At 60.0% G+C, this 16,601-nt stretch carries 19 protein-coding genes; 7 read left to right on the top strand and 12 right to left on the bottom strand.

The window, feature by feature from the left end; all coding sequences use genetic code 11:
- Positions 1-330, top strand: a complete 330-nt coding sequence (locus tag ACR0EZ_RS08450) for a DOPA 4,5-dioxygenase family protein (protein ID WP_480612218.1) — start codon at positions 1-3, stop codon at positions 328-330.
- Here ACR0EZ_RS08450 and ACR0EZ_RS08445 read toward each other — a convergent pair.
- Positions 327-1,955, bottom strand: coding sequence for an acyl-CoA synthetase (locus ACR0EZ_RS08445; RefSeq protein ID WP_480612217.1), 1,629 nt, complete (start codon positions 1,953-1,955; stop codon positions 327-329). The two genes, ACR0EZ_RS08450 and ACR0EZ_RS08445, sit on opposite strands and share 4 nt — an antisense overlap.
- A 222-nt stretch (positions 1,956-2,177) precedes the next feature.
- On the opposite strand from ACR0EZ_RS08445, the gene ACR0EZ_RS08440 reads away from it, so the two are divergent.
- Both ACR0EZ_RS08440 and ACR0EZ_RS08435 read left to right on the top strand, forming a co-directional pair.
- Positions 2,178-3,569 carry an aminotransferase family protein gene (locus ACR0EZ_RS08440; RefSeq protein WP_480612215.1) on the top strand — a complete coding sequence of 464 codons (1,392 nt, stop codon included), beginning with the start codon at positions 2,178-2,180 and terminating at the stop codon, positions 3,567-3,569.
- A 126-nt stretch (positions 3,570-3,695) separates the two neighbouring features.
- A complete protein-coding gene (locus tag ACR0EZ_RS08435) occupies positions 3,696-4,157 on the top strand; it encodes a hypothetical protein (RefSeq protein ID WP_480612214.1) in 462 nt (153 codons plus the stop codon).
- Between the two features lie 12 nt (positions 4,158-4,169).
- On the opposite strand, the gene ACR0EZ_RS08430 is transcribed toward ACR0EZ_RS08435, so the two are convergent.
- From ACR0EZ_RS08430 to pyk, 6 genes are all read right to left on the bottom strand, one after another.
- A complete protein-coding gene (locus tag ACR0EZ_RS08430) occupies positions 4,170-4,880 on the bottom strand; it encodes a hypothetical protein (RefSeq protein WP_480612212.1) in 711 nt (236 codons plus the stop codon).
- 190 nt (positions 4,881-5,070) lie between these two features.
- Entirely contained in the window at positions 5,071-5,436 is a 366-nt protein-coding gene (gene rplT / locus ACR0EZ_RS08425; RefSeq protein ID WP_170658380.1) for a 50S ribosomal protein L20, read from the bottom strand.
- 14 nt (positions 5,437-5,450) lie between these two features.
- Positions 5,451-5,651 (bottom strand): 50S ribosomal protein L35, encoded by a 201-nt coding sequence (gene rpmI, locus ACR0EZ_RS08420; RefSeq protein ID WP_010443552.1) that lies wholly within the window; start codon positions 5,649-5,651, stop codon positions 5,451-5,453.
- Between the two features lie 181 nt (positions 5,652-5,832).
- Positions 5,833-7,386 carry an alanine/glycine:cation symporter family protein gene (locus ACR0EZ_RS08415; RefSeq protein ID WP_480612210.1) on the bottom strand — a complete coding sequence of 518 codons (1,554 nt, stop codon included), beginning with the start codon at positions 7,384-7,386 and terminating at the stop codon, positions 5,833-5,835.
- A 14-nt stretch (positions 7,387-7,400) separates the two neighbouring features.
- Positions 7,401-7,838 carry a universal stress protein gene (locus tag ACR0EZ_RS08410; RefSeq protein ID WP_480612208.1) on the bottom strand — a complete coding sequence of 146 codons (438 nt, stop codon included), beginning with the start codon at positions 7,836-7,838 and terminating at the stop codon, positions 7,401-7,403.
- Between the two features lie 258 nt (positions 7,839-8,096).
- Positions 8,097-9,542, bottom strand: a complete 1,446-nt coding sequence (pyk, locus tag ACR0EZ_RS08405) for a pyruvate kinase (RefSeq protein WP_480612206.1) — start codon at positions 9,540-9,542, stop codon at positions 8,097-8,099.
- A gap of 116 nt (positions 9,543-9,658) precedes the next feature.
- On the opposite strand from pyk, the gene ACR0EZ_RS08400 reads away from it, so the two are divergent.
- The 3 genes from ACR0EZ_RS08400 (at position 9,659) to ACR0EZ_RS08390 (ending at position 11,103) form a co-directional block, all read left to right on the top strand.
- The gene (locus tag ACR0EZ_RS08400; protein ID WP_480612204.1) at positions 9,659-10,396 is read left to right on the top strand and encodes an N-formylglutamate amidohydrolase; all 738 of its coding nucleotides are present in this window, start codon (positions 9,659-9,661) and stop codon (positions 10,394-10,396) included.
- Positions 10,397-10,462: 66 nt separating this feature from the next.
- Entirely contained in the window at positions 10,463-10,702 is a 240-nt protein-coding gene (locus ACR0EZ_RS08395) for a DUF6868 family protein (protein WP_480612203.1), read from the top strand.
- A gap of 86 nt (positions 10,703-10,788) precedes the next feature.
- Positions 10,789-11,103, top strand: a complete 315-nt coding sequence (locus ACR0EZ_RS08390; RefSeq protein WP_480612201.1) for a DUF1244 domain-containing protein — start codon at positions 10,789-10,791, stop codon at positions 11,101-11,103.
- Positions 11,104-11,142: 39 nt separating this feature from the next.
- On the opposite strand, the gene ACR0EZ_RS08385 is transcribed toward ACR0EZ_RS08390, so the two are convergent.
- The 3 genes from ACR0EZ_RS08385 to dgcN all read right to left on the bottom strand — a co-directional run bounded on the left by ACR0EZ_RS08385 (position 11,143) and on the right by dgcN (position 14,113).
- The gene (locus tag ACR0EZ_RS08385; protein WP_480612199.1) at positions 11,143-12,003 is read right to left on the bottom strand and encodes a D-amino-acid transaminase; all 861 of its coding nucleotides are present in this window, start codon (positions 12,001-12,003) and stop codon (positions 11,143-11,145) included.
- Between the two features lie 76 nt (positions 12,004-12,079).
- Entirely contained in the window at positions 12,080-13,045 is a 966-nt protein-coding gene (gene dgcA, locus ACR0EZ_RS08380; RefSeq protein ID WP_480612197.1) for an N-acetyl-D-Glu racemase DgcA, read from the bottom strand.
- A gap of 66 nt (positions 13,046-13,111) precedes the next feature.
- Positions 13,112-14,113, bottom strand: coding sequence for an N-acetyltransferase DgcN (gene dgcN, locus ACR0EZ_RS08375; protein ID WP_480612195.1), 1,002 nt, complete (start codon positions 14,111-14,113; stop codon positions 13,112-13,114).
- Positions 14,114-14,408: 295 nt separating this feature from the next.
- Between dgcN and ACR0EZ_RS08370 the strand changes: the two genes are divergently transcribed.
- A complete protein-coding gene (locus ACR0EZ_RS08370) occupies positions 14,409-15,368 on the top strand; it encodes an L-malyl-CoA/beta-methylmalyl-CoA lyase (protein ID WP_480612193.1) in 960 nt (319 codons plus the stop codon).
- A gap of 33 nt (positions 15,369-15,401) precedes the next feature.
- On the opposite strand, the gene ACR0EZ_RS08365 is transcribed toward ACR0EZ_RS08370, so the two are convergent.
- Together ACR0EZ_RS08365 and ACR0EZ_RS08360 are read right to left on the bottom strand one after the other, a co-directional pair.
- The gene (locus ACR0EZ_RS08365; protein ID WP_480612192.1) at positions 15,402-15,980 is read right to left on the bottom strand and encodes a PA14 domain-containing protein; all 579 of its coding nucleotides are present in this window, start codon (positions 15,978-15,980) and stop codon (positions 15,402-15,404) included.
- Between the two features lie 116 nt (positions 15,981-16,096).
- Positions 16,097-16,549: an Lrp/AsnC family transcriptional regulator gene (locus tag ACR0EZ_RS08360; RefSeq protein ID WP_480612191.1), complete on the bottom strand. Its 453-nt coding sequence runs from the start codon at positions 16,547-16,549 to the stop codon at positions 16,097-16,099.
- Positions 16,550-16,601 lie beyond the last annotated feature (52 nt).

Genomic DNA, 16,601 nt, shown 5'->3' with positions numbered 1-16,601 from the left:
ATGTCAGAAATCACCGGCTATCACGCCCATGTCTATTTCGACGCGGCAACGCAGGACACCGCACAGCAGATCTGCGAAGAGGCCGCCCGCCTTTTCCCCGTTCAGATGGGGCGCATGCATGCCCGCAATGTCGGCCCGCATCCCCGGTGGAGCTGCCAGCTGGGCTTTGCGCCCGAGGCGTTCGATCAGGTCATTCCCTGGCTGATGCTGAACCGGCAGGGGCTGACCGTGTTCACCCACGCGGAAACCGGCGATCATCTGGCCGATCACCGCGACCACGCGCTGTGGATGGGAGAGTTGCTGGAGCTTGACCTGTCGATCTTCGACTAACCCAGCGCCCGCGCCTGATCGCGCAGCACGAATTTCTGCACCTTGCCGGTCGAGGTCTTCGGCAGGGTTCCGAACACCACCGTCTTGGGGGCCTTGAAATGGGCCATGTTGTCCCGGCAGAACGCGATCAGGTCCGCCTCGGTCGCGGTTGTGTCCGGTTTCAGTTCGACAAAGGCGCAGGGGGTTTCACCCCATTTTTTGTCCGGGCGGGCCACGACTGCGGCCTCCATCACCGCCGGATGCTTGTAGAGAATCCCCTCGACCTCGACCGATGAGATGTTTTCGCCCCCGGAAATGATGATATCTTTTGAGCGGTCTTTCAGCGCGATATACCCGTCGGGATGCATCACCCCCAGATCGCCCGAGGCAAACCAGCCGCCGTTGAAGGCACTGTCGGTGGCGTCGGGGTTCTTTAGATACCCTTTCATGACCACGTTGCCCTGCATGAAAATCTCACCCATGGTCTCGCCATCTGCCGGGACCGGCTCCAGCGTTTCGGGGTCGGCAACCATCAGGCCGGACAGCGCCGAGTAGCGAACGCCTTGACGCACCTTCAGCGCCGACCGTTCCTGCGCATCTTTGGCATCCCATTCCTCTTTCCAGGCGCAGACGACCGACGGGCCGTATGTCTCGGTCAGGCCATAAACATGGGTCACTTCGACGCCCATCGCCTCCATCGCTTCGATCACGGCGGCGGGCGGCGGCGCGCCTGCGGTCATCACCTTGATCTGGTGGTCAAAATCCTTGAGGTGCCCGGGCGCGTGCGCCAGCATGTTCAGCACAATCGGCGCACCACAGAAATGCGTGACCTTTTCGTCCCGGAACGCGGTATATATCGGCTCGGCCCGCACGGCGCGCAGACAGACAGACACCCCGGCATTGGCCGCCATCGCCCACGGAAAGCACCAGCCGTTGCAATGGAACATCGGCAAGGTCCAAAGGTAGACCGAGTGCTTGGGCATGTTCCAGTCCAGCAGATCCGACTGCGCATTCAGCGCCGCGCCGCGATGGTGATAGACGACGCCTTTGGGATTCCCGGTTGTGCCCGAGGTGTAATTCAGCGTGATCGCGTCCCATTCATCCTCTGGCAGAGACCAGTCGTAATCCGGATCGCCCTTGTCCAGCAGCGCGTCATAAGTCAACGCGCCCAGCCGCTCGCCACCGTCAAAGCTGGCATCTTCGATGTCGATCACCAAAACCTCGTGATCCACCAGCGTCAGCGCCTGTTTGACCACGCCCGAGCATTCGGGATCGACCAGCAGCACCCGGGCCTCGGCGTGGTTCAGGATGAAGGCGATGATCGGCGCATCCAGACGTGTGTTGATCGCGTTCAGAACCGCGCCTGCCATGGGAACGCCGAAATGCGCCTCGTAATGCTCGGGTATGTTTGCGGCGATGATCGAGACCGTATCGCCCCGGCCAATCCCGCGGGCGGACAGCGCACTGGCCAACCGGCGGCACCGCGCATAGGTTTCGCCCCAGCTATAGCGGCGGTCGCCGTACACGACCGAAGGATAGTCCGGATAAACCTGCGCGGTCCGCTCGATAAAGCTGAGCGGAGACAGCGGCGTGTAATTCGCGCGGTTCTTGTCCAGATGACGTTCGTACATGTTGGTTGCTTGCATCCGCCAATCCTCTCAAATCGTCTTGCCTGCGACTTGATCACAAAGCCGCGCGTCTGACAAACCCGTAGAAATACGCCGATGGCGATGTCTGGCGATAAGGGATCACACGATCTGGCCCTATATATGGACGGCCTTTCGCGGTGTTCTGAGCCATCGCAATTTCATGCTATTGTGGGACATATCCCGCATCCTCTGCACTGCATCTGACTGAAAGGACATGTCATGGACGGCACGTTCAACGAAAACGATCTTTCCCGCGTGGTCGAGGCCGACCGCGCCCATATCTGGCACCATCTGATCCAGCATAAGCCCTTTGAAACCAATGATCCGCGCATCATTGTCGAAGGCAAGGGCATGCGCGTCTGGGACCAGAAAGGCAAAGAACATCTGGACGCGGTTTCCGGCGGTGTCTGGACGGTCAACGTCGGCTATGGCCGCGAATCCATCGCCAAGGCCGTGTATGACCAGTTGATGAAACTTTGCTACTTCGCCAATACCGCCGGTTCGATCCCCGGCTCGACCTTTGCCAAGATGCTGATCGACAAGATGCCGGGCATGAGCCGGGTGTACTATACAAACTCGGGGTCCGAGGCGAACGAGAAAGCGTTCAAGATTGTCCGTCAGATCGCCCATAAGCGCTATGGCGGCAAGAAGACCAAGATCCTGTATCGCGACCGCGACTATCATGGCTCGACGCTGGCAACCATGTCGGCAGGCGGCCAGGATGAACGCACCGCGCAATATGGCCCCTTCGCACCCGATTTCGTGCGCGTGCCGCATTGCATGGAATACCGCAAGCACGAACTGGCCGGTGCGCCGGTGGAAAACTTCGGCGAATGGGCTGCGGACCAGATCGAAGAAGTGATCCTGCGCGAAGGCCCCGAAACCGTCGGCGCGCTGTGCCTTGAGCCGGTGACCGCAGGCGGCGGCGTGATCGAAGCGCCCGAAGGCTATTGGCAGCGCGTTCAGGAAATCTGCAAAAAGTACGATGTGCTGCTGCATATCGACGAGGTCGTCTGCGGCGTTGGCCGGACCGGCACCTGGTTCGGGTATCAGCAATACGGCATCAAGCCGGACTTCGTGACGATGGCCAAAGGTGTGGCTTCGGGCTATGCGGCGATTGCCTGCATGGTGACCACCGAGGAAGTCTTTGACATGTTCAAGGATGATGCCTCGGACCCGATGAGCTATTTCCGCGACATCTCGACCTTTGGCGGCTGCACCGCCGGTCCGGCAGCCGCGATTGAAAACATGCGGATCATCCAGGATGAGAACCTGCTGCAGAACTGCACCGACATGGGCGACCGCATGCTGGGCAACCTGCAGGCGCTGATGGAGAAGCACAAAGTCATCGGCGATGTGCGCGGCAAAGGCCTGTTCCTTGGGGCCGAACTGGTGGCCGATCGTGGCTCCAAAGAGCCGGTGGATGAGAAGCTGGCGCAGGCGGTTGTGGCCGACTGCATGGCGCAGGGCGTGATCATCGGCGTCACCAACCGCTCGATCCCCAGCCGCAACAACACGCTGTGCTTCTCGCCCGCGCTGATCGCGACGGCAGATGACATCGACCAGATCACCGATGCGGTCGACGGCGCACTGGGCCGCGTGTTCGCCTGATCCTTTGGATCGAAACCTTTTGAAACCGGCGCTCCCGCGCCGGTTTTTTCGTTGACACACCAAAGCTTGCCAGACCGGAAGACTCGGGTAGCCTGTGATCACCCCACCCCGACACAGGAGCCCCCCATGTTACGCACCCTCGCCCACAGCCTTGCCGCAGTTCTTCTGCTGGCTCTTGCCACCCCTGTCAGCGCTAACGAGGGCAGCGGGTTCCCTCAGATCGTCGGCACCTGGCACGGCACCTATCTGGTGGCCTTCGCCAAATCCAACCCCAACCACGAAAAGGGCCTGCTGCAGGCCGAGATGGAATTGGAGATCTCCAAGCTGGACGGCAACCTGATCACCGCAACCAACCGCTGGCGACGCATCGGCGACAAAGACTGGATCGTCGAAGAGGCGATGGGCACGTTCTCGCTGGACGACCCCACCCGTTTCGTTCTGGCCGAGGCCGGGATATCGGGCGAGGATGTCTCGGTCGGGATATTCAACGGCGTTTATGTGGATGACGTGATTATGGTCACCAATGCGGGGCCGGGAACAGGCGTGGCGTTTGCGGCGCAGTTGGTGAAGAAAAGCGGTGACAACTAAGTCACCGCAAAGTCAATTCGGCCTGGAAATCTCGACCTCTTCGAAATGGAACGCACCGGTACCAAACGCGGCAAGGCCGATCCCTGCCCCGCCATTCTGATTGCGGGAATTGGTTCCGCGTTTCGAGAAGGGAACCTGAATGACTTTCGTTCCGTTGGCGTAGAACAGGATATGAGCGCCGCGCACCCTGAAGCTCAGCTTGTTTGATCCATCCACCAAAACCGCGTCATGTCTGGCGCTGTGCACGGACCGAAGCTGACGCCCGTCTTTCTGCAGAACATGAAAGCGGCCCTGCCCGTCCACCGCGAAGGCCAGGTATTTGCCGGACTTGCCGCTGCCAACAAGAATGCCCGCGCCGCCGCGCCCATCGTTCCGGCTGTCGACCACCGTGGAAATCATCAACTCTTCCGAGGATTCCACGGACTCTGCATCCGGAAACTTGACCCAGGCAATGTCGTTGTAGTGCAGGCTTTGCGGGTTTTCGAGGTTTTCCATCACACGATCTCCGTCCGCGATGTAAACCACCCAATGCGATTTCGTCTGGTTGAAAGATATCTGCCCGCCCAGCATCAGCGATTTGTCGTCGCCGTCAAAAGACTCGGTGATGATCTCCGGCGCGTCCGGCTCTGGCTCCTGTTCCTGGGAAAGTGCCGCCGATGACAGGCCGAAGGACAAAGCCGAGGCGATCAAAGCCGCATGGGTAAATTCTTTGATAAAAGACATTTTCAAATATTCCTGCGTTCAACCAAATGGTGTTATCTCCGCAGACTTACATCAAAAAAGTGTTCTGAACAGACGGGTTTCCCTTACCCGAGGTTTCCGCACAGAGCGCCGTCAACTGTTTCCAAATAAAGAACAAAAAAGGCCGCCCCCAACGGGACGGCCCTTCATTCACTGTCTCTGTATCAGAGGATCAGGCAGTCAGAGCAGCCTGAGCTTTGGCGACGATCGCGCCGAACGCTTCCGGTTCGTGCACGGCCAGGTCGGCCAGAACTTTGCGGTCCACTTCGATACCGGCCAGGTTCAGGCCGTTGATGAAGCGGGAATAGGTCAGAGCCTCGTCATGGCTGCGCACAGCCGCGTTGATGCGCTGGATCCACAGCGCGCGGAAGTTGCGCTTGCGGTTCTTGCGGTCGCGGGTTGCGTACTGGTTGGCCTTGTCGACGGCCTGGGTGGCAACTTTGAAGTTGCTCTTGCGACGACCATAATAGCCTTTTGCGGCCTTGATGATCTTCTTGTGACGGGCGTGAGTTACGGTTCCACCTTTAACGCGGGACATATCGGTATCTCCTCTTAGCGGTCGTAGGGCATGTAGCCCTTGACGATCTTGGCGTCGGGGGCGGACAGGGTGGTGTTGCCACGGGCGTCGCGGATGAACTTCTTGGTCCGCTTGATCATGCCGTGCCGTTTGCCGGCCTGGCCAGCAAGGACCTTACCGGTCGCAGTCACCTTGAAGCGCTTCTTGGCGCTCGACTTGGTCTTCATCTTAGGCATTTCCGTCTCCTTTCAGGGTTCGGTACAAAACGCGACTCGGCATGCCATCTCGGCCGGTCACGCGACAGATGCGCCGTTTACGCAAGTTTGGTCATACTGGCAAGGGGGTTTGGCCCAGATTCTGCGCAATTCGTGATCCGGTCAGGGACCGGGGCGAACCAAGCCGCCCCGGTCTGGTGATTCAGTGCTCGAATTTGCGGATTTCGCCGCTCTTGAGCCGTTCAGCGTAGGAGGCCAGTTCTTGCCGCACCACTTTCATCAGGAAGTAGAGCGCAAAGACGTTCACAACCGCCATCGCAAAGATCGCCGCATCCGAGAAGTCGATGACCGGGCCAAGGTTGGCCGCCGCCCCGATGACAACGAAGATGCAGAAGATGACCTTGAACACCAGTTCCTTGGTGTGGCCCTCGCCGAACAAGTAGGTCCAGGCCTTGAGGCCGTAATAGGACCAGCTGATCATGGTCGAGAAGGCGAACAGAACCACCGCAATGGCCAGAACGTATGGGAACCAGCCAAAGGCGCTTGCAAAGGCCGCCGAAGTCAGGCTGACGCCCGAGTTGCCATCGACGGTTGCGATCGCGTCACCCGCTTCGTTCAGCATGTATTTGCCGGTTTCCGGATCGATGATCAGTTGCTGGGTGATGATGATCACCAGCGCAGTCATGGTACAGATTACGACCGTATCGATGAACGGTTCAAGCAGAGACACGAAGCCCTCGGTGATCGGTTCCTTGGTCCGCACCGCCGAGTGTGCAATCGCCGCAGAACCAACGCCCGCTTCGTTCGAAAACGCCGCACGGCGGAAGCCTTGGATCAGCGCGCCGACCATGCCGCCCGCAACGCCAAGCCCGGTAAAGGCACCGGCGAAGATCTGGCCAAAGGCCCAACCGATCTGGTCTGCGTGCATGATGATGATAACCAACGCCGCAGCCACATACATGACACCCATGAACGGCACGACTTTCTCGGTCACACGCGCGATGGATTTCAGGCCGCCGACGATGACCGCAAAGACGATACCGGCAAAGACAAGGCCGGTTATCCAGCCCGGATAGTCCCCGGTAATGCCTGCGATCTGCTGGTGCGCCTGGTTGGCCTGGAACATGTTGCCCCCGCCCAGCGCACCAAGGATACAGAAGACCGAGAACAGGACAGCCAGAATCTTACCGCCCGGCAGGCCCAATTCGTTGAACCCTTTGGACATGTAATACATCGGGCCACCGGAAACGGTGCCGTCTTCGTATTCATTGCGGTATTTCACGCCCAGCGTACATTCGGTGAATTTCGAAGCCATGCCCAGCAGGCCCGCGACGATCATCCAGAAGGTCGCGCCCGGCCCGCCAATGCCAACGGCCACCGCCACACCTGCGATGTTACCAAGGCCCACGGTGCCCGAAAGCGCCGTTGCCAGAGCCTGAAAGTGGCTGACCTCACCCGCGTCATTCGGATCGGAGTAGTCGCCTTTCACAAGGCTGATCGAATGCCCGAAGAAACGGAACTGCACAAAGGCGAAATACAGCGAAAACACCGTCGCCGCGATCACCAGCCAGCCCACAATCCACGGGAAACCGGTTCCCGGGAACGGCGCGAAGATGAAGCTGACGAAAGGCCCGGTGAAATCGGCAAAGGCCTGATTGATCTTTTCGTCCAGGCCCGGAGCCTCCTGCGCCGAGGCGGCGCTGGCCATCATCGCCGCCATGACGGCGGGAAGGCCCAGTTGTTTAAACCTATTCATATCTATGCCTCCCCTCAATTTACGACCGTGACCGGAACGTCGGCGTGCATCACCAGATTCTGCGTCGAACTGCCAAACAGGCGTTTCTTGAACCCGTCTGCCGAGGCACGGCCGACAACGATCTGCGACCCGCCATGTTCAACGGTGATGGCGTTCAGCGTTTCGGCAACGTCACCGTGCTGCACGATGCCGTGCGCCTCGAACCCGGCTGCTTTCAGCGCTTCAACCGCGGGTGTGATGACCCGAGTTGTCGCCAGTTCGATCTCTTCCTCGCGCCGTTTGTGGCGCAGGGCGTTTTCTTCCGGTGTCTGGAAAGTGAAAGGGGACCATTCGATAACGTACACAACCAAAAGCTCGCAGGTGCCGATGCGCTCTGCCATGTCTTTGGCAAATGCAATCGCGCGCTCTCCGGTTTCTGTTCCGTCCAGTCCTATGACAATCTTTGTTGTCATCTCGTTCCTCCGTTATTGTTGATTTATCCGGGGCCCGTGCCCCCGGCAGAGCAGCCGGAACTTGGAACATATGTAGTGTGACTGCCCTTAGGTCATTTATTAGGCATTTCCACCTAGAAATGAAACTTATTCTGGCAAATTCGTGCGTTGCGGTCAAATTTCTCTGAAAATTAAGGGGTTATCGGGCCGGGAAAACAAAATCCAGCACCCTTATCGGGAAGGGTGCTGGCAGTTTCTTCACCTGTTGAGCCGCGAGGGTTACTCGGGGTCGGTGCTGTAGATCAGGCGTTCGTCACAAGGCGCGACGCGCAGAATGTTGGTCGTGCCCGGCACGTTAAACGGCACACCCGCAGTGACGACGATCTGATCGGTCTCGGATGCAAACCCACCAGCGCGGGCCGCGCGGGCGGCGCTGACCACGGCACCTTTGAAGCGCTCCAACTCGGGCGTCAGGACGCAATGGCAGCCCCAGCTCAGGCACAGGCGGCGCGCGGTGCCCGTGGCCGGTGTCATGGCGATAATCGGCACGCCGGGGCGTTCGCGGGCGGTCAGCAGGGCGGTGGTGCCGCTTTGGGTAAAGCAGCAGATGGCCTTGATATCCGTCTTCTCGGCGATCTCACGCGCGGCGGCAACGATGCCGTCGGCAACCGAGGTGCCCTTGGCGGTGCGCGAGGCGGTGATGATCTGGGTATAGGTCGGGTCGGCCTCGACCTCGATGGCGACCTTGTTCATGGTCTGAACCGCCTCAATCGGGTAGGACCCGGCGGCGGATTCCGCGCTCAGCATGATCGCATCGGTGCCTTCGTAAATCGCTGTTGCCACGTCTGACACTTCGGCCCGCGTGGGCATCGGGCTTTCGATCATGCTTTCCAGCATCTGGGTCGCCACGATCACCGGCTTCGCCGCGCCACGGCATTTGCGCACCAGACGTTTCTGGATCGGCGGCACGGCGGAAACCGGCAATTCAACGCCCAGATCCCCTCGCGCGACCATGATTCCGTCCGAGGCATCAAGGATGTCGTCAAACGCCTCAACCGCCGCGGGTTTTTCGATCTTCGACAGGATCGAGGCGCGGCCATCGGCCAGCGCGCGCGCCTCAAACACATCCTTGGCGCGCTGAACGAAGCTGAGCGCCAGCCAGTCCACGCCCAACTGGCAGACAAATTCCAGATCGTCGCGATCCTTGGCCGACAGCGCCGCGAGCGGCAGCACCACATCGGGCACATTCACCCCCTTGCGGTTCGAGATCGTACCGCCGATTTCAACCGTGCAATTGGCGTAATCCTGACCGCACTCCTTGACGATCAGGCGGATCTTTCCGTCGTTGACAAGCAACCGGGCACCGGGTTCGAGCGCTGCAAAAATTTCGGGATGCGGCAGACAGACCCGCGTCAGATCGCCGGGTTCCGGGTCCAGATCCAGACGGAACGCCGCGCCTTCTTCCAGTTCCTCGGCGTCGTTGGTGAACACGCCCACGCGCAGCTTGGGGCCTTGCAGGTCCGCCAGAATGGCAATCGGGCTGTCCAGGTCTTTCTCGACCTGACGGATAATACGGTGACGTTCGCGAATCTCGTCGTGGCTGCCGTGGCTCATGTTCAGGCGAAAAACGTCTGCCCCGGCCTCGTGCAGCGCACGAATGGTGTCATAGTCATTGGACGCCGGTCCCAGCGTCGCCACGATTTTCACATTTCTCAGGCGTCGCATTGGTCTTGCTCTCCTCAATGGCTCGATGTTACCGCAAACAGTGCTTGGGTGCTTATTGCGCAATTCCCTTTCCGAAGCAACTGTCCTACACCTGCGGCAAACTTGATGACAGGCTTATGACGTACACCCCGTTTTTTGTTCACGGCGAGGATCGCCCGTCCCGCTGGCTGATTACATGCGACCACGCAACCAACACGGTCCCGCCTCAGGTCAATGGCGGCGACCTTGGCTTGCCGCGCGAGGATATGGAGCGGCACATCGCCTATGATGTCGGTGCCTATGAAGTGTCCAAGCATCTGGGCGAGATTCTGAACGTGCCGGTGATCGCCGCCAATTTCTCGCGCCTCGTGATCGATCCCAACCGGGGTGAGGACGATCCGACCCTGCTGATGAAGCTTTATGACGGCTCGATCATTCCCGGCAACCGGCATGCGGACGCGGCCGAGCGGGAACGGCGGCTGAACATGTGCTACCGCCCCTATCACGACGCATTGGGACGTTTGGCCGCCCTGCCCCATGCAGTGATCGTCTCGATGCACTCTTTTACCCGCCAATTGCGGGGCCGCGCCCCGCGCCCCTGGCATATCGGGGTGTTGCACACGCCGGACGAACGGTTTTCGCGCCCGCTGATCGACCGGCTGAACGCCGAAGGGGACCTGTGTGTCGGCGTCAACGAACCCTATACCGGCGTGCTGCCCGGCGATGCAATCGACAAACACTGCACCACCCACGGACGCCCGAACGCGCTGATCGAGGTGCGCAACGACCTGATTGCCGATCACACCGGTCAGCGTAAATGGGCGGAAAGGTTGGCCGTAATCCTTGAAGATGCTCTGGGCCAGAGCGGTCTGTGATCGCAACCGCGATCCTCTTGTGAGCGGCCCCGCCAGACCCCATGTTACAAGGGAAAGGATGTGCTTATGTCACAGGAAACACTGACAACTTTCTTTGGCTGGATGTCCGTCATCAATATCGGGCTGTTGCTGTTTTCAACGGTGATGATCGTTACCCTGCAGGACCGGATCGCGGATTTTCACAGCAGGCTGTTTCACATGGGCCGCCCGAACCTGAAACAGGCCTATTTCCGGTATCTGGCCAAGTACAAGCTGTTGACGATCGTGTTTTGCGTGGTGCCCTGGCTGGCGCTGAAACTGACCTGACCCTGCGCAGCTGCCCCCACATTGCAACGCGGCGGCAAGAGGCTTAACTCTGTCGCGTAACATCGCCTTTCAGCCGGAGCCCACCCATGGACAAGCAAACCGAAATCGAACTTCAGGCCGCCGCGTTTCGCCGGTTGCAAAAGCACCTGATGCAGGACCGGACCGACGTTCAGAACATCGACATGATGAATCTGGCCGGGTTCTGCCGCAACTGCCTGTCCCGCTGGTATCAGGAAGCGGCCAATGAAAAGGGCATCGAAATGGGCAAGGACGAAGCCCGTCAGATTTTCTACGGCATGACCATGGATGAGTGGAAAGCCAACTACCAGACCGAAGCCAGCCCCGAAAAACAAGCCGCCTTCGAAGTCGCATTCGAACAGAATGTGGGCAAGAAAGACTGACCCCGAGGAAAAAGCCCGCCAATGCGGCGGGCTTTGTCCTTAGATCGCGGCCTTGCGGCTTTCTTCCAGATAAATCTCGCGCAGGCGTTTGGCGATACGACCGGGCGTGCCATCGCCCAGTTGCACACCGTCAATCTCGACAACCGGCATCACGAATGCGCTGGCCGAGGTGGTGAACGCTTCGTCGGCGTCTTTCGCCTCGTCGATGGTGAACAGGCGTTCCTCGACCTCCATCTGCGCCTCGGCGGCCATGCGCAGAACCGCCTTGCGGGTGATCCCGTGAAGGATGTCGGTCGACAGCGGACGGGTGACGATCTTGCCGTCCTTGACGAAATAGGCGTTGTTGGACGTGCCTTCGGTCACATAGCCATCCTCGATCATCCAGGCGTCATCACAGCCTGCGGCCTTGGCCATCATCTTGCCGAGCGAGGGGTACAGCAGTTGCGTTGTCTTGATGTCGCGGCGACCCCAGCGGATGTCGTCGATCGAAATGACCTTTGCGCCCTTCTTCGACGCCGGGCTGTCTGCAAGGCCGGGCTTGTTCTGGGTAAACAGCACGAGGGTGGGCCGGGTATCCGCTGCCGGGAATACGAAATCCCGATCCCCGTCGCTGCCCCGGGTGACCTGAAGATAGACCAGCCCTTCGTCGATACCATTCAGTTCGACCAGCTTGCGGTGAATCTCCAGCAGTTCGTCCTTGCTGCAGGGCTCGGCCATCTGCAACTCGTCCAGCGACCGTTTAAGACGCACGGCGTGGCCTTCGAAATCGATCAGCTTGCCACCCAGAACGCTGGTCACCTCGTAAACGGCATCCGCCATCAGGAAGCCGCGGTCGAAGATCGAAACCTTGGCTTCGGTTTCGGGCAGGTATTCGCCGTTCACATACACGGTGCGGGTCATGTCATGTCCTTTTTGTCTCCGGGCTTCGCCCGTTCCTCACGGAATACGACCCAACCGATCGTTTTCCGGGCGTTCGTCACCCCCAGAGTGCCGCACTGGGCGGATGCACTCCGGCGTCATCAAATATCAGCGGGTTGTCCCGGTCTTCAGCCAAGAGAAGCGGGCCGTCAAGGTCCGTCACCATCGCGCCCTGCGCCAGTATGGTCGCAGGCGCCATCGCAAGGGAACTACCGACCATGCAGCCGACCATGACTTTGTAGCCTTCGGCCAGCGCCGCCTTGCGCAGCTCCAGCGCCTCGGTCAAACCACCGGTTTTGTCCAGCTTGATGTTGACCACGTCGTACTTGCCCTTCAGCGCAGGCAGGCTGGCGCGATCATGGCAGGATTCGTCGGCGCAGACGGGAACCGGGCGGTCCATGCCGATCAGGGCGTCGTCCTCACCGGCGGGCAAGGGCTGCTCAACCAAAGCAACGCCCAGCCGCACAAGATGCGGCGCGAGGTCGGCATAAACCTCGGCCGACCAGCCTTCGTTCGCGTCCACGATGATTCGGGAATTCGGCGCACCGGCGCGTACGGCTTCCAGACGGGGCATATCGTCCGGCGTGCCCAGCTTGATTTTCAGCAGCGGGCGATGCGCGTTCTGCGCGGCCTGCGCCTGCATCGCCTCGGGCGTATCCAGCGACAGGGTATAGGCTGTGATCTCGGGCCCCGGCTTGGGCAACCCGGCCAGGTCCCACGCGCGCTTACCTGCGCGTTTCGCCTCAAGATCCCACAGCGCACAATCCACGGCATTGCGCGCCGCCCCGGCGGGCAGCAGGTCCAGCAGCCGGTCGCGTGTGACATCACCGGGAAGACCGGCAATTTCCGCCTCGACCGACTCCAGCGTCTCGTTGTAACGGGCGTAAGGAACACATTCGCCCCAGCCCTGATGCGCGCCATCGGACAGGCGCACGGTCAGCACCTTGGCCTCGGTCCGCGACCCGCGCGAGATCGTAAAGACCTGAGCCAGCCGGAATACATCCCGGGAAACATCAATCTGCACGCGCCTGATCCTTCATCTTTTCAAAAATACTCCCGCCGGAGGCGACCCTCCGGCGGGTTTCTTTGATCACAGAGCGGCCAGCGCGTCCACCAGTTTGCCCGTACCAAAGCGGTAGGGATCGGTGGCAGGCAGGCCCATCTCGACCTCGACCTTGGCGATGTAGGCGCGCGCCTCGTCTTCGCTCAGATGCTGCGTATTGATCGATACACCGGCCACCTGGCAATCGGGGTTTGCCACCCGTGCCAGCGGCAGTGCCGTATCACGCAGCTGTTCCAGCGTCGGCAGCGAAAACTCCGGCAGGCCGCGCATATGGGTGCGGGTCGGCTCGTGGCACAGGATCAGCGCGTCCGGCTGGCCGCCATGGATCAATGCCATGGTCACCCCGGAAAACGAGACATGGAACAGCGAGCCCTGACCTTCGATGTGATCCCAGTGATCGTCGTCATTTTCGGGCGTCAGATACTCGACCGCACCTGCCATGAAATCCGCAATGACCGCATCCAGCGGCACGCCTTGTCCGGTGATCAGAATACCCGTCTGGCCGGTGGCGCGGAAGGTCGAGTTCATACCGCGCTTGCGCATTTCGGCGTCCATCGCCATTGCGGTATACATCTTGCCGGCCGAGCAATCGGTTCCGATCGCCAGGCAGCGTTTGCCGCTGCGCTTGCGGCCATTGGCGATGGGATAGCCCACCGTCGGGACGCGAACGTCGTGCAGCGTACAGCCGTGGGTTTGCGCTGCGGCCACCAAATCGCCTTCGTCCCGCAGCAGATTGTGCAGGCCGGACGCCAGATCATAGCCCATTTCCAAAGCGGCAATCAGAATCTCTTTCCAGGCTTGGCTGATGACGCCGCCCCGGTTTGCCACCCCGATGACCAGAGTTTTGGCCCCGGCTTCCTTCGCCTCGGCCAGTGTCATGTCCGTCAGGCCCAAATCGGCCTTGCACCCGTCCATCCGCAACTGGCCGACAGCATTTTCAGGACGCCAGTCCCGGATTCCAATTGCCACCTTGGCCGCCAAATGGTCGGGCGCATCGCCCAAAAACAACAGATACGGTGTTTCGATCATCGCGCTACACTCCTTTGATTCTGGCGCAGGCTAAGGAACAAGCCCGACGAGTGTTTCGCTTTTTCACCCGGCGAACCTTATTGCTGCGGGAAAATTTTGCGTCCGTGACGACTTGGACGCAACTTTCGTGCAAGTTTTCAAAGCGATTAATCTTTAATCACCGGAATTACACCCCCAAACGGCAATTGCTGCGAATGCATTGCTGCGCCTGCACAAAGGCGCTTGCGCAGGCGTACGCAATTTAATACCCCATAAGGCAAGAAAATCGCAATTTCCTTTCTTGCACGAGGTCCAAATGAGCTTTCGCATCCAACCCGCCGCCCCCGCGCGCCCCAATCGCTGTCAGTTGTTTGGCCCCGGCTCTAATACCAAACTGTTCCCGAAAATGGCCGCGTCCGCTGCGGATGTGATCAACCTTGACCTCGAAGACTCGGTGGCGCCGTCCGACAAGGACATCGCCCGCGCCAATGTGATCGAGGCGCTGAACACCGTCGACTGGGGCAGCAAATACATGTCGGTGCGGATCAACGGGCTGGACACGCCCTATTGGTATCGCGACGTGGTTGACCTGCTGGAACAGGCCGGCGACCGGCTGGATCAGATCATGATCCCCAAGGTAGGCTGCGCAGCGGATGTTTATGCGGTGGACGCGCTGGTCACCGCGATCGAGCGTGCCAAGGGCCGCACCAAATCCATCAGCTTTGAGGTCATCATCGAATCCGCCGCCGGCATCGCCCATGTCGAGGAAATCGCCGCCGCGTCGCCCCGCATGCAGGCGATGAGCCTGGGGGCCGCCGATTTCGCCGCCTCGATGGGCATGCAGACGACCGGCATCGGTGGCACGCAGGAAAACTATTACATGCTGCGCGAGGGCGAGAAACACTGGTCCGACCCGTGGCACTGGGCGCAGGCCGCCATTGTTGCCGCCTGCCGCACCCATGGCGTGCTGCCGGTGGACGGCCCGTTCGGCGATTTCTCGGACGATGAAGGCTATATCGCGCAAGCCAAGCGTTCTGCCACTTTGGGCATGGTCGGCAAATGGGCCATCCACCCCAAGCAGATCGCGCTGGCCAATCAAGTGTTCACCCCTTCGGACGAAGCGGTTGGGGAAGCGCGCGAGATTCTGGCGGCGATGGAGCAGGCCAAGGCCAACGGCGAAGGCGCGACCGTTTACAAGGGACGTCTGGTCGATATCGCCTCGATCAAACAGGCTGAGGTCATCGTGGCGCAGGCCGAACTGATTGCAAACGGCTAGACCGGGAAAGGCGCCCCTTGGGGCGCCTTTTTGTTACCGACCGAAGACGTTGTTGGGCGTCCAGGTAAAGCGCTCGCCCTGCTTGCCCCATTTCATCATCAGGCAGGACGTTCCGTATTTCTGGAAATAGCTGATCTTCAGCGGATACCATCCGGCGCTGGGCACTTCGACCTCGGTCCGTTGATTGGCCTCACAGACCTGACGGCCATTGAAATAGCCAATCTGCTGCCCGCCAACCCAGGCATCTATGCCGTCATTGGACCATGTTTCAAGCTCATAGATGCCGGGTGAGTCAAAGCGGATATAGCCGGTGATCTCGGCCGCGACGTTGAACGCCTTGTTGAAGGTCAGAACCGGATCACCCTCGTTCGTGTCCCGATAATCCAGGCCACGCAGCGGCTGTCCGGGCTTCATCTTCTTGCCCATCTGCTTGACCTTGGTTAGGTTCTGGATTTTGCGCGGCGGATTACCCTCCCACGCGTATTTCACATTCAACCCGGCCTGCGGGCTGGGCTGCGGGTTCGCCGGTTGCAGTTTCAGCGGTGCCGACATGGCAGCCCCGGCGATCAACGCCATGGCGGCGGCAAAGGCTCCGGTCCGAAAGAATGTCATGGTCTTCTCCCTGAGTTTGGCCCTTTTGGGACTTTCCCCTTATGAGCAGGCCGTCGGAATGACACTAAGACGTGGAAAATTACCCTGCAAGACGGTTAAACATCACTTTTCCATGGTCACGCCCGCATATCCTTGGGCGAATCCATCACCACATAGGTCGTGATCGAGATCACGTGCGGCAAGGTTCCCAGCACCTCGGTGTGAAAGGTCTTGTAGCTGGGCAGATCGGCGCATTCGACACGCAGCAGGTATTCGATGGTGCCGGTGATGTTGTGGCATTCGACAACTTCCGGCGCGCGGTGCACGGCGCGCTCGAACCCTTCCTGGGCGGCTTTCGTGTGCTCGCCCAGCCCGACACCGATATAGGCAATGAACCCGATCCCCAGCGCCGCCGGGTTCAGCACCGCGCGATAGCCCGCGATCACGCCTGCGCGCTCCAGCTCCTGCACCCGGCGCAGACAGGCCGAGGGCGACAGGCCCACCCGCTCGGCCAGGTCCAGATTGCTGATGCGGCCATCCGAGGAAATCTCGCGCAATATATGTTGGTTTATCCGATCAATTTTCGCCATTTGTTGTGAGCCTAGCGTCAGAACACACCAAAACGCAATTTCATTTCCCGTC

It is taken from the genome of Ruegeria sp. AK4 (genome assembly GCF_056541025.1).
Note: the sequence above shows the minus strand (reverse complement) of the source record. Positions and strands in the feature narration are given on the sequence as shown.